The organism is Pectobacterium zantedeschiae, from assembly GCF_004137795.1.
In the GTDB taxonomy this organism is placed as follows: Bacteria; Pseudomonadota; Gammaproteobacteria; order Enterobacterales; family Enterobacteriaceae; genus Pectobacterium; species Pectobacterium zantedeschiae.
Genome location: NZ_NWTM01000001.1, coordinates 3226536 through 3242213, shown reverse-complemented (window position 1 = coordinate 3242213; position 15678 = coordinate 3226536). Strand labels below are relative to the sequence as shown.

The 15678-nt window shown below is 52.0% G+C and carries 15 protein-coding genes; 5 read left to right on the top strand and 10 right to left on the bottom strand.

The annotated features are described in order from the left end of the window. Window positions 1–218: 218 nt before the first annotated feature. From CLR69_RS14590 to CLR69_RS14575, 4 genes are all read right to left on the bottom strand, one after another. Window positions 219–953, bottom strand: a complete 735-nt coding sequence (locus tag CLR69_RS14590) for a carbonic anhydrase (RefSeq protein ID WP_129713557.1) — start codon at window positions 951–953, stop codon at window positions 219–221. Between the two features lie 177 nt (window positions 954–1130). Then, a complete protein-coding gene (gene prmA, locus CLR69_RS14585; protein ID WP_129713556.1) occupies window positions 1131–2018 on the bottom strand; it encodes a 50S ribosomal protein L11 methyltransferase in 888 nt (295 codons plus the stop codon). A gap of 17 nt (window positions 2019–2035) precedes the next feature. Further along, on the bottom strand, window positions 2036–3487 hold the full coding sequence (gene panF / locus CLR69_RS14580) for a sodium/pantothenate symporter (RefSeq protein WP_129713555.1): 1452 nt from the start codon (window positions 3485–3487) through the stop codon (window positions 2036–2038). Continuing rightward, window positions 3477–3719, bottom strand: coding sequence for a YhdT family protein (locus tag CLR69_RS14575; protein WP_129713554.1), 243 nt, complete (start codon window positions 3717–3719; stop codon window positions 3477–3479). Before CLR69_RS14575 ends, panF begins: the two co-directional genes overlap by 11 nt. 528 nt (window positions 3720–4247) lie before the next feature. Here CLR69_RS14575 and CLR69_RS14570 point away from each other — a divergent pair. Beyond that, window positions 4248–4676: a TOBE domain-containing protein gene (locus CLR69_RS14570; RefSeq protein ID WP_129713553.1), complete on the top strand. Its 429-nt coding sequence runs from the start codon at window positions 4248–4250 to the stop codon at window positions 4674–4676. 334 nt (window positions 4677–5010) lie between these two features. On the opposite strand, the gene accC is transcribed toward CLR69_RS14570, so the two are convergent. The 6 genes from accC to acuI all read right to left on the bottom strand — a co-directional run bounded on the left by accC (window position 5011) and on the right by acuI (window position 10546). Continuing rightward, window positions 5011–6354, bottom strand: a complete 1344-nt coding sequence (gene accC, locus CLR69_RS14565) for an acetyl-CoA carboxylase biotin carboxylase subunit (RefSeq protein ID WP_129710282.1) — start codon at window positions 6352–6354, stop codon at window positions 5011–5013. Between the two features lie 11 nt (window positions 6355–6365). Further along, a complete protein-coding gene (gene accB / locus CLR69_RS14560; protein ID WP_129713552.1) occupies window positions 6366–6833 on the bottom strand; it encodes an acetyl-CoA carboxylase biotin carboxyl carrier protein in 468 nt (155 codons plus the stop codon). 24 nt (window positions 6834–6857) lie between these two features. Beyond that, window positions 6858–7310, bottom strand: coding sequence for a type II 3-dehydroquinate dehydratase (gene aroQ / locus CLR69_RS14555; protein WP_011091897.1), 453 nt, complete (start codon window positions 7308–7310; stop codon window positions 6858–6860). 254 nt (window positions 7311–7564) lie between these two features. Then, a complete protein-coding gene (msrQ, locus tag CLR69_RS14550) occupies window positions 7565–8164 on the bottom strand; it encodes a protein-methionine-sulfoxide reductase heme-binding subunit MsrQ (protein ID WP_129713551.1) in 600 nt (199 codons plus the stop codon). A 36-nt stretch (window positions 8165–8200) separates the two neighbouring features. Beyond that, a complete protein-coding gene (msrP, locus tag CLR69_RS14545) occupies window positions 8201–9202 on the bottom strand; it encodes a protein-methionine-sulfoxide reductase catalytic subunit MsrP (protein ID WP_129713550.1) in 1002 nt (333 codons plus the stop codon). Between the two features lie 366 nt (window positions 9203–9568). Then, the gene (gene acuI / locus CLR69_RS14540) at window positions 9569–10546 is read right to left on the bottom strand and encodes an acrylyl-CoA reductase (NADPH) (protein ID WP_129713549.1); all 978 of its coding nucleotides are present in this window, start codon (window positions 10544–10546) and stop codon (window positions 9569–9571) included. Window positions 10547–10729: 183 nt separating this feature from the next. On the opposite strand from acuI, the gene csrD reads away from it, so the two are divergent. The 4 genes from csrD to mreD all read left to right on the top strand — a co-directional run bounded on the left by csrD (window position 10730) and on the right by mreD (window position 15671). Continuing rightward, window positions 10730–12667, top strand: a complete 1938-nt coding sequence (gene csrD, locus CLR69_RS14535) for an RNase E specificity factor CsrD (RefSeq protein WP_129713548.1) — start codon at window positions 10730–10732, stop codon at window positions 12665–12667. Window positions 12668–12984: 317 nt separating this feature from the next. Then, window positions 12985–14028, top strand: coding sequence for a rod shape-determining protein MreB (gene mreB / locus CLR69_RS14530; RefSeq protein WP_010300322.1), 1044 nt, complete (start codon window positions 12985–12987; stop codon window positions 14026–14028). A 174-nt stretch (window positions 14029–14202) separates the two neighbouring features. After that, window positions 14203–15186 carry a rod shape-determining protein MreC gene (gene mreC, locus CLR69_RS14525; protein WP_129710270.1) on the top strand — a complete coding sequence of 328 codons (984 nt, stop codon included), beginning with the start codon at window positions 14203–14205 and terminating at the stop codon, window positions 15184–15186. Beyond that, complete coding sequence (gene mreD / locus CLR69_RS14520; RefSeq protein ID WP_011091903.1) at window positions 15183–15671, top strand: rod shape-determining protein MreD; 489 nt, start codon at window positions 15183–15185, stop codon at window positions 15669–15671. Before mreC ends, mreD begins: the two co-directional genes overlap by 4 nt. Window positions 15672–15678 lie beyond the last annotated feature (7 nt).

The following is a 15678-nucleotide window of genomic DNA, read 5'->3' as shown; positions in this document are numbered from 1 at the left end:
TCATATTTAACAGTATGTTATGTTTTTGTGTTGGTTTTTTGCTCTGTAAAATATTCATCTGCTTACAGAATTTTATCTGTAAGCATGGTCGTTTTTACTTGAGATACAACAGGCTATCAATGCTTTATCAGTGAAATGCTTTGATTAATGCGACAAAAAAGAGCACCAATTTACCTGAAGCTGGCCAGCCGACGCCCTGACCAGCCTCTCAGAATCGCTTAATGGATGATGATTCGGCCATTAAGTGGTTGTATGGGGCGATTATTGGCGTGATGCATGACTGAGCTGAACTGGCTTATTTGTTCAGCAGAGGCGGTGACGGGATTTTCCAATACCAGCCAGCGAATGCCTTCTGAGCAGGGGGGCGTGGTGAGTGATCCACTGAACCGATAGTAGTTTAATGACGTCGGTAACAAGGATTGAATCGCAACCGGCGTGCGAACGTCCTCCGCGTGATCGACGCGTGTCGGAATCTGCTGCCATGCTATCACTAACTGTGGATTGACTGCGCCCTCCTGAAACATCACTGCGATAACGGTGAGTGCGCCATCCGCGTTTTTATAGACAAAGTGGCCTTCCAGCGGAAATTGTTTACCATCAATTTCATTTTCACTCGGTGCGTGAAAGTGGAATTGCTGCAAGGTGAATGTCTCATTATCCAGCAACAGCGTATTTCCTGCGCTGACGTTAACCTGAACAGTATGCCCGTTGTTGATGATTTGCTGTGTCCCAGACTGGAAAGCCAACTGTAGGGGCTCGTGCTGGGTGTTGAGTGCCTGCCGGATATTGACTGGAGATTGATTTTTCCCCGTCTCACACAGCGAGAAATCAGGTGAGAGTTTTCCCCAGTGCGCTGGGTCGTCGTTGCCTTCGTAGCCCCAGTGAACCGAATTTGCCGCCGATGCGGAAAAGCAGACCGACAGCATACATGCGATAGAGAGTTTACCTTTCATTTTTCATCCCTTGAAAATAATGATACGGCGTCGTTGAGCGCCGGGCGTAGGTGATGCACCCAGTCACTTGCCGGCCAGCATAATACGCCAGCTTATCGGGACAAATAATGAGGTATAACAAGAAGAAGTCCGCCCACCGTTGCATACACGATGGACGGAGCAGGAGGAATAGCGCGATTAGGATGTGCGGCGTTGACCGGTAATACGGCACCATTCTTCGCGTTCAGCGACGGGATCGAGCGTGAACTTGTCTGCGTAGGCTTCTGCAACGCCATCGGCCTGCGTAGCCAGTACGCCGGACAGGCCGAGGTGACCCCCAGCTTTTGGCAGATCGCTAATCAGCGGTGCCAGCTCGCGCAGTGGGCCAGCAAGGATGTTGGCGACGACGACATCGGCAGACAGGTCGGCAGGCTGGTCTTTCGGCAGATAAAGCTCAAGACGTTCAGAAACGCCGTTGCGCTGTGCGTTGTCGCGGCTGGCCTGAATCGCCTGCGGATCGATATCAATCCCGATAGCGCGTGCTGCACCCAGTTTCAGGGCGGCAATGGCCAGAATGCCGGAACCGCAGCCGAAATCGATGATGGTTTTCCCTTCCAGATCCAGCCCATCGAGCCATTGCAGGCACAAGGCGGTTGTTGGATGGGTGCCGGTGCCGAATGCCAGACCGGGATCGAGCATGACGTTGACGGCGCTCGGGTCAGGAATTTCACGCCAGCTTGGGCAAATCCACAGGCGTTTGCCGAACTGCATGGGGTGGAAGTTATCCATCCACTCGCGTTCCCAGTCTTTGTCTTCCAACTGTTCGATCTTGTGCTTAAAACCCACGCCCAGCAGCGGTTCTTGCTCCAGCATGGCGATAACCGCGTTCATATCGGTTTCGGCGTCGTACAGAGCAATGGCGTCGGTATCGCCCCAAAGGCGGGTCTCACCCGGCAGCGGCTCAAACACCGGGGTATCGTGCGTATCCTGAAACGTAACGGATACCGCACCGCTTTCTATCATGGCGTCACCCAGTTGTTCAGCAACCTTTCCTGAGGTGTTTATTTTCAGTTGAATCCACGGCATAGCAGTCTCTATTACATTTAAAGTGAAGATGAAGCGGCAACCGGCGCTGGTGGGTTATGACCAAAGCGGTTGCCAATAATAAACGCCATTAGGCTGAGTAACAGCGATGGCACAATCGGGTGATATCCGGCCAACTGAAGATTAAAGCTGGCCAGTAAGGTATAGCAAATTGCTCCGGTGAACATGGCGCTAAGCGCACCAGCGGCATTCGCGCGTTCCCAGTACAGGCCCAGCACCAGCGGCCACAGGAAAACCGCCTCCAATCCGCCAAACGCCAACAGGTTCAGCCAGATGATCATATCTGGCGGCCGTAAGGAAGCCAGTAGCACGAGCAGACCCAACAGTAGCGTAGTCATGCTGGACAGGATCTTGATGCGGCGTTCGTTATGGATCTGCTGCGGGCGGACGCTGAGATAAAGATCCTTGACGATCGTGGCAGAGGCCTGAAGCAGATGCGCATTAATGTTGGACATGATAGCGGCCATTGGCGCTGCGAGAAAGATCCCCGCAGCCAGCGGCGGCAGCACTGTGACCATCAACGCGGGTAACACCTGATCGGGAATCGTCAGATTTGGCATAACGGCGCGCCCCAGCGCCCCAGCCAGATGCATGCCCAGCATCAGAATACCGATGACGATTGTGCCGATGATAATTCCACGGTGCAGCGCTTTGCTATCTCGGTAAGAGATACAGCGAACGGCGGTGTTCGGCAAGCCGATGACGCCGAAGCAGACTAGCACCCAGAATGAGGCCATAAACGGCATCGACAGAATGCCGCCGCTGCCCTGTGGCGAGACCAGCATCGGGTCGATTTGTTGCAACTTATCCACTGCGCTGTGCAAGCCGCCAGCGGCATAAATCACGCCCACTAGCAGTATGACTGTGCCGATTAACATCACGATGCCTTGCATCGCATCATTGAGCACGCTGGCACGGAAGCCGCCAAACGTGGTGTACAGCGCGATGGTGACACCGAAAATCAGCAGACCGATGTCGTAAGGGATGTTCGCGGCGGTTTCGAGCAGGCGTGCGCCGCCGATGAACTGTACGGCCATCGCGCCGATAAACGCGACCAGCAGACTGATGCTAGCGAACCACACCAGCAGCGGGCTGTTATAGCGGGCGTGCAGCATGTCATTCAGTGTGATGGCGTTGTAGCGCCTTGCCAGAATGGCGAATTTTTTCCCCAGAATGCCCAGCGACAGCAGCATAGTGGGAAGCTGGATCATCGAAAGCAGTACCCAGCCCAGCCCGTATTTATAAGCGGCACCCGGCCCGCCGATAAAAGAACTGGCGCTGACGTAAGTACCGATGAGCGTCATCGCCAGTACAAACCCGCCCATCGAGCGGCCACCGAGGAAATACTCATTAAGAAAGTTACCCGCCTGACGGCGACGGTACGCGTAGACTGATAGTCCGAAGACCAACAGCAGGTAGCCAATCAGCGGCAATAAAATTTCAATTTGCATCGTCACTCTCCAGTGAGATATCGCGGAAAATAACGCGTACCATTAGCCAGCACAGCACCGTAAAAACGAGTGGCAGCAGCAGACAGGCCATCTCAAACCAGTGTGGAAGTCCGGTTATCCCTTGTGTGTTGTCAGGCAAATAAGCGGCAAGCGCCCAGGCCACTAAATAAACCAGCGTCAGGCCGAAAGCCCAGCGTGCCTCTTTGTGCGCCTGAGGAAAGCGTGTATCCATGTTCTTCTCCACCGTAAATGGGAGCATAGGTATTGTTATGAGCGTCGTGATGACGAAAGCGGGAATTTTACGGCATGTGGGCCAATTGACTAGTAAGAATTACGTCATGAGTGCAAAAGCCAGCCGCAGGCTACTCATTATTTAGCGAAAGAATGCTTTATCAGAATGAGCCAAAAAGCGGTGTGGCATGGCATATCGTCGTTTAAGCATCGAGATACACGGTGCGACCACAGGGATAAGGCGTCCCTGCGGAAACCTCCCCTTGTGTTTCCCCTAACAACGGACTTAAGTGACGAGTATTAGACATGTCACTTCCTTATTTTAGGAATATCACCGATCGATAAGAGCGAAAATAGAAGATGTCTCGCCAAAAAAATAATACCAAGTGAGTATGTGGTTTGTTGATATTGGGGTAATTGGCGAATGATGGACGTCGCATCGCATAATTCTCTGAGGGGAAAGCCTATTATAGGGCTATTATTTATCATCTGATATTCTACTGCAGGATATTGAACCAAAGGAGTCGTTATGTCAGTTTCAGCAAGAAATCAGCTTTCGGGTGTTGTGTCTTCTATTGTTGAGGGTGCGGTAAACAATGAAGTCGCATTGACTCTGGAAAGTGGAGATAAGCTAACGACAGTTATTACGCGAACCAGTTGTGACTCGATGGACTTGGCTGTCGGTAAGCCAGCCATTGCTTTGGTGAAAGCACCTTGGGTCATTTTGGCATCTGCCGAATGTGGTTTGAATTTTTCTGCTCGCAATCAATTTCACGGTAAGGTGAGTGCCGTAGCGAAAGGTGCTGTTAACTCGACGGTACAATTGCTTACTGCCAGTGGGTTGACGCTGACATCAACCATTACCAATGAAAGCAAAGAAGACATGAACATTGAGGTGGGCAGCGAATTAATCGCTCTGGTTAAAGCGTCCAGTATTATTCTGGCTACCCGAAAATAATTACGGTTTTTTCTCGTAAGCGGTTCTGCTTTTAGCCGATAAACACCTGACGGATACGGGTTTATCGGCTTATTCTTTCCCGCAGATTATTTCTTCCCTCCGATGTTTCCGTGTGTAAAGCGCTTCTTAATCCCTGTTCAAATTACCACGGCAGGTACCACTGAGAATGTGTTCTGGATGATTGCTACGGAAGCTTGTGTTTAGATCATATCAATGTATGAAAAATATATAACGATATTGTTCGAACAGGGATCACAATAGGAATTAGCTAGTGTGTTTTTATAATAAAAAAGGCCAGCGTGTATGCTGGCCTTTTGACTCGATTGCGTCGTGTTTACTGCAAGCCGAGTTTCTTCTCCAGATAGTGGATGTTAGTCCCACCTCTCTGGAAGTTTTCGTCGCTCATGATCTTCATCTGAAGTTCGATGTTGGTTTTGATGCCATCGATGATCAGTTCAGCCAGCGCGTTCTTCATACGGGAAATCGCGATTTCGCGGGTTTCACCATAGGTGATCAGCTTGCCGATCATGGAATCGTAATACGGCGGTACGGTATAACCGGCGTAAATATGAGATTCCCAACGGACACCAAATCCACCCGGCGCGTGGAAACGCGTAATTTTCCCCGGGCTTGGCAGGAACGTGTTCGGATCTTCCGCGTTGATACGGCATTCAACCGCATGGCCACGAACCTTGACGTCTTTCTGCTTGATGGACAGTGGTTGACCGGCAGCAATACGCAGCTGCTCTTTGATCAGATCCACACCGGTAATCATCTCGGTTACCGGGTGCTCCACCTGAATACGGGTGTTCATTTCAATGAAGTAGAACTCACCGTTTTCGTACAGGAATTCGAACGTACCCGCACCGCGATAGTTGATATCGATACAGGCTTTGGCGCAGCGATCGCCGATATTGCGACGCAGCTCGTCCGTAATGCCCGGTGCTGGAGCCTCTTCCACGACTTTCTGGTGGCGACGCTGCATGGAGCAGTCACGTTCAGCCAGATAGACGGCGTGGCCCTGACCATCAGCCAGAACCTGAATTTCCACATGGCGTGGATTTTCCAGGTATTTTTCCATGTAGACCATGTCGTTGTTGAAAGCCGCTTTGGCTTCCGCACGGGTCATGTTGATGGATTGTTCCAGCTCTTTGTCGCTGCGCACAACGCGCATACCACGACCACCGCCGCCGCCAGAGGCTTTGATGATGACCGGATAGCCGATGCGTTTTGCATGAACACGGTTAGCGTCCATGTCGTCGGTCAGAGGGCCATCAGAGCCTGGTACGGTTGGAACACCCGCTTTTTTCATTGCGGTGATGGCAGACACTTTGTCGCCCATCAGGCGAATCGTGTCGGCTTTCGGGCCGATGAAAATAAAGCCGGAGCGTTCAACCTGCTCGGCAAAATCAGCATTTTCGGACAGGAAACCGTAGCCAGGGTGAATCGCGACGGCACCTGTGATTTCCGCAGCGGAAATAATCGCTGGGATATTCAGATAGCTTTTTGTTGACGGCGCCGGGCCGATACACACGGTTTCGTCCGCCAGCAATACGTGTTTCAAATCGCGATCCGCACTGGAGTGAACGGCGACGGTTTTGATGCCCAGCTCTTTACAGGCACGCAAAATACGCAGCGCAATCTCTCCGCGGTTAGCGATAACGATTTTATCTAGCATGATAAGCCTCGTTATTCGATGACAACCAGTGGCTCGTCAAATTCAACCGGCTGACCGTTTTCGACCAGGATGGCTTTAACCACGCCTGATTTGTCGGCTTCGATCTGGTTCATCATTTTCATGGCTTCGACGATGCACAGGGTATCGCCGACATTGACGTGCTGACCCACTTCCACGAAAGACTTAGCATCCGGGCTTGGGGTGCGGTAGAAGGTTCCAACCATTGGAGAACGAACGATGTGTCCACTGATGGCAGCCGGTGCTACAGCTGCTTCCACTGGCGCTGGTGCAACGGCGGCAGCCAGAGCAGGCTGTGGCTGCATCATCGGCGTAGCGTAAGCCTGTTGCATCATCGGGTAGTTAACCGCTGCTGGGGCACGACTGATACGTACTGATTCTTCACCTTCAGAAATTTCCAGTTCGGCGATGCCGGACTCTTCAACCAGTTCGATCAGTTTTTTGATTTTACGAATATCCATGGATGTGGTTCCGTACTCTTTTGTTTAATTGGAAGTTGACAGGCGTTTTACCGCCGTCTGTAAAGCATACTGATAACCATCTGCCCCCAGGCCACATATCACGCCTACCGCAACATCAGAAAGATAGGAATGATGACGAAAAGGCTCACGTGCGTGCACGTTGGACAGATGAATTTCGATAAACGGAATCGCGACTGCCAGCAGGGCATCACGCAGCGCAACGCTGGTGTGGGTAAATGCCGCCGGGTTAATCAGAATGAAGTCTGTATTTCCTCTGGCCTGATGAATGGTGTCGATCAGGACATGTTCCGCATTGGATTGCAGGTGGGAAAACTTCACGTTCAATGCCTGCGCCTGTGTTTCCAGTTCGCTGACAATGTCTGCTAACGTCGTGTTACCGTATTTGTCGGGCTCTCGGGTACCTAGCAGATTCAGGTTTGGACCATTCAAGAGCAAAATGTGAAAATTTTCTGCCATTGTGCTGCTATCTCCCGCGATTGACCAAGATTGCCAAAACCGTGTCGCACAAAATAGCGCGAAGCTATTCGTTTGTCACCTTTCGTGACGCAAATTGTCCGGCCCGAGAAATTAAAGTCGTGCATTATAACCATATCGTGGCAATTCGCAGCTAAATACTGGTCTTATCTGCGGAGATATTCCTGTGCCGGGTCATGAGAAGGCGTCAATCTCACTGTGGCTAGCAACCGCTCTTTCCTGTGTTTCTGCGGCGTTTAGCGCCACCATTGGCGAAATTTCTTATAACGAAGAAGCAACAATATCAACGCCGCTAGTGCATACAAAATAGGCTGTGGGGATAGCGTTTTAACTGACCAAAGATAGTGGATAGGTGCAAGGATGGCGACTAAATAGACGAAATTATGCAGTTTTTGCCATTGCGATCCCAACTTGCGCATCGTTATCTGTGGTGACGTCACCGCCAGCGCCAGCAAAATCAGCCAGCTTATGATTCCCAGCGTCAAATAGGGTCGGGATATCAGCTCGTTACCCAGCAGCGCCAGATGATCCAGACCCAGCTCCAACAGCGAGTAGCTCACCAGATGCAACGTTGCCCAGAAAAAGCACCACAGCCCGAGGAGGCGTCGACAGCGAATGAGCAGAGGCTGTTTGCCGTAGCGTGCTAATGGTGTGACCAACAGCGTCGCCAGTAGCAACTTCAACGCCATTCGGCCGGTAAAGTGCTGGATATCTTTGGCGGGATCGGCGCTGAACCACCCTTGGTCGACTGACAATATCAGCCACAGCAATGGCAGAAAACCAGCCAGATGGAGTAGCACTTTTAGCCGATTAATGTGTTGTAAGGTCAGTCTCATACTGATGTGGATTCCTATCCTGACAGGATGCTATCGCTAGAAATTGTCGCGCAGATTCAGGCCGCGATACAGCGAGGCCACCTGATCGGCATAGCCGTTGAACAACAGCGTAGGTTGGCGCTCAACGTTAAGCAGACCACCTGATCCGATGACCCGCTCTGTCGCCTGCGACCAGCGAGGGTGGTCTACATGCGGGTTAACGTTGGCATAGAAACCATATTCATCCGAGGCTGCCAGATTCCACGTGCAGGGTGGCTGCTCACGGCTGAACCGAATATGTACGATGGATTTGATGTTCTTGAAGCCGTATTTCCACGGTGTAACTAGCCGGATGGGAGCACCGTTCTGCGGCGGCAGTGTCTTGCCATAAACACCGACAGCAAGCAGCGCCAACGGGTTCATGGCTTCATCCATCCGTAGTCCTTCTACATAGGGATAATCCAACCCACCTCCCATAAAGCGATCTTTTTGTCCCGGCATTTGCGCTGGATCGTAAAGCGTCTGAAACGCAACGTAGCGTGCGTTGCTGGTGGGTTCGGCGAATTTAATCAGCTTGGCCAATTCAAACCCTACCCACGGGATCACCATTGACCACGCCTCGACGCAGCGAAATCGGTATATCCGTTCTTCCAGCGGAAAGCGTTTTAGCAAATCGTCGATATCCAGTGTGAGAGGTTTGGCGACCTCACCGTCTATTTTGATGGTCCAGCCTTCAGCTTTTAATCCACCCGCATTGGCTGCTGGATCGGCTTTGTCTAAGCCGAACTCATAGAAGTTGTTATAGCCCGTGACCTTATCTTCCGGCGTGAGCGGCAGATCGAGCTTCCAGTCGGCAGGTTGGCTAAACGTGAGCGGTTTACCCGGAGGGGCTTTAGGTTTATCGCTACCTTTAAACCAGGCAAGGAGATCGGCCTGTGCCGAAAGCGGTAATGAGAGTGCCGCAGCGGAAATGCCCAGCGCTTTTAATACGCGCCGACGCTGATAGAAGAGGGATTCCGGGGTAACGTCGGCTTCAGTAGGCTTACGATGTTTGTGCATGTGAACTCCCGCCAGTCATTATTATTGTTGACGCAAGGTGGCGTTGTTAATGCTTACCGTTCAATTAGTTACATACTCTAAATAATTCGAGTTGCAGGAAGGCGGCAAGCGAGGGACAAATTCGTCGGGAACGAATTTGACCAGCCAACGGCTGGCCTTCGGTGAGAGACAGGACGTCTCTCATTTCATCCCGATGAGCTTACTTAAGTAAGTGATTCGGGTGAGTGAACGCAGCCAACGCACATGCAGCTTGAAGTATGACGAGTATAGATGAATTGCGGTAGAAACCGCGGTAGGAGAGATGAAATACTTTTTTGCAGGGTGTAACAGCCACCCGAAGGTGGCCGTGTACATCAACGAAATACGTTAGCTGATTTTCACCAGCGTGCGGCCGGTGACTTTGTTTTCCAGCAGGGCAGCGGCGACGGCGGGCACGTCTTCCAACCCGATTTCCTGCGTCACCTGCTGGTAGAACGATTCTGGCAGGATGGCAGCCAGACGCTCCCATGCTTGCTGACGACGAGCCAGCGGAGCCATCACGGAATCTACGCCTTGCAGGCGAACATTGCGTAAAATAAATGGCATCACGGTAGTCGGCAGTGCGATACCGCCAGCCAGACCGCACGCAGCAACCGTCGCGTTGTAATCCATCTGTGCCAGCAGCGTCGCCAGTACGTTATCGCCAACGGTATCAATCGCGCCAGCCCAGCGTTGTTTTTCCAACGGGCGGGGGCTCCCGCTGAATTCACTGCGATCCAGCACCTGTTTGGCCCCCAGTTTTTTCAGATAATCAGTGTTGTCAGCACGGCCGCTGACGGCGGTAACCTGATAGCCTAGTTCCGCAAGCAGAGCGACAGCCGTGCTGCCGACGCCGCCGCTGGCACCCGTCACAATAATATCGCCGCTTTCTGGGGTGATGCCACCGTCTTCCAGCGCCATTACGCACAGCATTGCGGTAAAGCCTGCCGTGCCAAGAATCATGGCTTTACGTGCATCCAGCGACACGGGTAGTGGAACAAGCCAATCGCTCTTCACTCGGGCCTGCTGTGCCAGGCCACCCCAATGGTTTTCACCCACGCCCCAGCCAGTCAGAATAACGGGCTGGCCGACGGTAAACCGATCGCTATCGCTGTGGCGCACGGTTCCGACAAAATCGATCCCCGGAACCATTGGGAAGTTACGGATAATTTTGCCTTTGCCTGTAATAGCAAGCGCATCTTTATAATTAATACCGGACCAACTGATATCGACAGTCACATCCCCGGCGGGAAGCTGCTCCGCGTCAATCTCGCGAATCTGAGCGTGGGTCAGTCCGTCTGACTGTTCAAGAACTAAAGCCTGCATGGGCTATCTCCTGTAGCAGGATTAAAATGGGGAAGTCATTAACGACTATAGTTATTACAGATACGATTTGTTAATACAGTTACCGTTGTGAGTACTGGTACTATGCGTTACAGCTGGTTTATGCGAACTGATAAAAAACAACAAACTCGCAGAAATGACAATTATTTGGAATAGGACGCAGGGATGGGATTTACGACCAGATTCTCGATACTGATAGTATTGCTGACGGTTCTCGCTATTTTTCTTATGCTTTTCAGTAGCATATTTAGCCTCTGTTATTACAGCCAGTTGCGGACTGAGCAACAGCTACGTGAGGTTACTGCCAGTATCGATCAGGCGTTATTAGTGCAATCGCCCGAAAATATCCAATATTGGCTGCCGGGAATGATGAAAACGGCAGGTATTGTCGCACTGGAGATTCAGGATAACGATTCGCCTCTCTATTCAATACAGCTGCCCGAGGCCGGCTGGGAACGCACGCATCTCTATCATGAGGTCGAGTTTCCACTGATGCATCATCTGAACATGACGATCGTCTTAAAATATGTCGATCCGCTGATTGGTCTACCGCGCTTAGTGGTGTCGACTCTGTCGGTGTTGCTGGCCGCTGGCCTGATGCTTCTGATGCTGTACTTCTCCATTCTTTGGCTACGTCGCCAGACTGCCGGACAGGAAGAGTTAGAAAAGCGCGCGCAGCGTATTCTCCAGGGCGAGCGTGAATCCGTTATGCAGGGATCGGTACGTGAATGGCCAGTCAACACCAGCGGAGCGCTCGATCAGCTGTTGTCTGATTTAGTGGAGGCGCGGGAGGAGCGTGGGCGGGTTGATACCTTAATCCGTGCTTTCGCTGCGCAAGATGCTGAAACCGGGCTGAGTAACCGTCTGTTTTTCGATAACCAACTGACCACCCAGTTGGAAGATGGTGAAGAGGTGGGAACGCACGGTATCGTCATGATGATCCGTGTGCCAGACTTTGAAACGTTGCAGGAAACGCACGGCGATAGCAACGTGCTTCAGGAGTATCGTTTTACTCTTGTTAACCTGCTGTCGACATTTGTCATGCGCTATCCCTCTGCGCTGCTAGCGCGTTATTTCAGTAGCGATTTCACCGTGTTACTCCCTCACAGTACGCTAAAAGAAGCCAATGCGATTGCCACGCAGCTGGTGAAAGCCATCGATATCCTCCCTGCCTGCTCGTTGATCGACCGGGAGGAGGTTCTCCACATCGGTATCTGCGCCTATCGTGGCGGGCAAAGCGCCGAGCAGGTGATGGAAAGTGTGGAAGACGCGACGCGCAATGCGGTATTGCAGGGAGGTAACAGCTGGTGCGTGTTTGACAGGCAAGTGCCGGATAAGAGTCGCGGTAGCGTAAAATGGCGAACTTTGTTGGAACAAACGTTGGCGCGCGGCGGCCCGAGACTGTATCAAAAGCCTGCGGTGACGAAAGAGGGGGTCGTACATCATCGTGAAATGATGAGCCGGATTTATGACGGAGAACAGGAACTGCTTGCGGCCGAGTATATGCCGCTGGTTCAACAACTGGGGCTGGCGACCAGCTATGATCGGCAGCTAGTTGCACGAATTGTTGATTTGTCAGCGAACTGGCCCGGAGAAACACTGGCTTTACCAGTAAGTGTGGACTCACTTTTACAAAAACCTTTTTTGCGTTGGCTGAAAGAAATATTGCTGCAATGTCCGAAAACGCAGCGGCAGCGCATTTTATTTGAACTTGCAGAGGCAGATGTTTGTCAATATATCGGCCGTCTGCGCCCGGTTCTCAATTTGATCCTGGGATTAGGCTGTCGCCTGGCAGTTACGCAGGCGGGTTTGACGCTGGTCAGCACGACGTATATCAAGTCACTTCCCGTGGAGATCATCAAGCTTCATCCCGGTTTGGTGCGCAGTCTTGAACGCCGTCCAGAAAATCAGCTTTTTGTACAAAGCCTGACCGAGGCGTGTAAAGGAACCCAAACGCGGGTGTTTGCCGCTGGTGTGCGTACCAAAGAGGAGTGGCGGATGCTGTTGGGCAAGGGGGTTTATGGTGGGCAAGGCGATTTTTTTGCCGCATCTGTCCTTGTAACGGATGAGATGAAAAAATATTCACCGCGGCATCGTGTTTAGTATAAACGTCCTGTTCAAATTGACGTAGAATGAGGCGGTTGTTAAATCGGTTAGTGTGTGCTTACGTTAGCGTCAATCCGATTAAATGTTAGATTTTATGTCCTGTGTTAGCGCAATTCTGTCGGGTGGACAGCGGTAAGATGCCTTGCCGCCTGAGGAGAAGGCATTCTGTGCCTTTCCCCTGACGCCGACCGTGCGCAACTCAGACTTATTTTTCACCGAAGCAGAGCTTTTTCGTGCCTTGTCGCTGCTTCGTGTGGTTGGTAAAGTAGGCGGATTTATTTTTCGCCCCCAGCTTGCAGGATTATCCTTTAGTTATGTTTAAGAAATTTCGTGGCATGTTTTCCAACGACTTGTCCATCGACCTGGGTACCGCCAATACCCTAATTTATGTTAAAGGGCAGGGCATCATACTGAATGAACCCTCTGTGGTTGCGATTCGTCAGGATCGTGCCGGTTCCCAAAAAAGCGTGGCAGCAGTAGGCCATGATGCTAAGCAGATGCTGGGCAGAACGCCTGGGAATATCGTGGCGATTCGCCCGATGAAAGATGGTGTGATTGCCGATTTCCAGGTGACGGAAAAAATGTTGCAGCACTTCATCAAACAAGTGCATAGCGACAGCTTTATGCGTCCAAGCCCGCGCGTACTGGTGTGTGTTCCAGTTGGAGCCACGCAGGTTGAGCGTCGTGCCATCCGTGAATCTGCGCTAGGTGCCGGTGCCCGCGAAGTGTTCCTGATCGAAGAGCCGATGGCGGCAGCGATCGGTGCTGGCATGCCAGTATCTGAAGCGACCGGTTCCATGGTTGTGGATATCGGTGGTGGTACCACGGAAGTTGCGGTGATCTCGCTGAACGGCGTGGTGTACTCCTCTTCTGTACGTATTGGCGGTGACCGCTTTGATGAAGCGATCATCAACTACGTTCGTCGTAACTATGGTTCACTGATCGGTGAAGCAACGGCAGAACGTATCAAGCATGAAATCGGCTCCGCGTATCCGGGTGACGAAGTGCTTGAGATTGAAGTGCGTGGACGTAACCTGGCTGAAGGTGTACCGCGTGGATTCACGCTGAACTCCAACGAAATTCTGGAAGCGCTGCAAGAGCCGTTGACGGGTATCGTCAGCGCGGTAATGGCAGCGTTGGAACAGTGCCCACCGGAACTGGCCTCCGACATTTCCGAGCGCGGTATGGTGTTAACTGGCGGCGGTGCGCTGCTGCGTAACCTGGATCGCTTGCTGATGGAAGAAACCGGTATTCCGGTTGTAGTGGCTGAAGATCCGCTGACCTGTGTTGCCCGTGGCGGCGGCAAGGCGCTGGAAATGATCGACATGCACGGTGGCGATTTGTTCAGCGAGGAGTAATCCTGTCTGGAAAAAGGGGGGACCGGATGGATGAACGCCTGCGTTTTTCATCTCTCGTGGTTACCCCTTTTTTATTTGCCTGATCAATGAAACTCGCCCTACGGGGTGCTGCTTTGTGACGTTAAAAATCGCCAAGGGCGATTTGAGGTTGCTGTCGAGGAATACGCAAATTCTATGAAGCCGCTTTTTAGCAGGGGGCCTTCCCTGCAATTACGACTTTTTCTTGCTGTCGTTACCGCGATTGTTGTGATCGTTGCGGACAGTCGGCTCGGTTCGTTCGTCAAAATTAGAACGTACATGGACACCACTGTTAGCCCATTCTATTTTCTGGCAAATGGGCCCCGTCAGGTTCTGGACAATATGTCTGCATCACTGGCAACCCGTGAGCAATTAGGCATTGAAAACACCGCGCTGCGTCAGGAACTGTTGATGAAAAACAGCGACCTGCTGCTGCTGGGCCAGCTTAAGCAGGAAAATGCGCGGTTGCGTGAACTACTGGGCTCGCCGTTGCGTCAAGATGAGCAGAAGATGGTTACGCAGGTGATGTCCGCCGGAACCGACCCTTACAGCGATCAGGTGGTGATTGATAAAGGTCAGGCGAACGGCGTGTATGAAGGGCAACCGGTCATCAGCGATAAAGGCGTGGTGGGTCAGGTTGTCGCGGTTGGCCAGTTTACCAGCCGGGTTTTGTTGATTTGTGATGTTTCCCACGCGTTGCCGATTCAGGTGCTACGCAATGATATCCGCGTAATTGCTGCTGGTAATGGCTGTACCGACGATCTGCAACTAGAACACCTTCCTAACAATACCGATATCCGAGTGGGTGATGTGTTGGTCACATCGGGTCTGGGCGGACGTTTCCCCGAAGGGTATCCAGTCGCAGTAGTATCATCGGTTAAAGAAGATACACAGCGCGCCTATACGATTATTCAAGCGCGTCCGACAGCGGGGCTGCAACGCTTGCGCTACCTGTTATTGCTGTGGGGCGTGGAAAACAACGCCAATACGTCGCTGCCGCCAGCGGAAGTGCATCGGGTTGCTAACGAGCGTCTGATGCAGATGATGCCGCAGGTTTTACCGTCACCTGACGAAATGGGGCCGCCGCTTCCACCTGATGCCGCCGCGCCCACCGCTGAGCCGCAGAGAGGCCGCCAATGAACCGTTATCGCAGGCATGGCAACTGGATTATTTGGCTTTCTTTTCTGATCGCTATGGTTTTGCAGATCATGCCGTGGCCGGATGAAATCTATATGTTTCGCCCCTCCTGGCTGACGCTGTTTCTGATTTACTGGGTGATGGCCTTGCCGCATCGCGTGAATGTCGGTACCGGATTTGTGTTGGGCCTGATTATGGACCTGATTCTTGGGTCTACACTGGGAGTACGGGCGCTGGCACTGAGCATTGTTGCTTATCTGGTTGCCTTTAAATTCCAACTGTTCCGAAATATGGCGTTATGGCAGCAGGCATTAATCGTCATGCTCTTGTCGCTGCTGATGGATCTCACGGTGTTCTGGGCAGAATTTTTAGTTATTAATGTCTCTTTCCGGCCGGAAACATTCTGGAATAGTGTCGTTGATGGCGTACTCTGGCCGTGGCTGTTCCTGCTGATGCGTAAAATTCGTCGTCAGTTTACTGTGCAATAAGGTGATT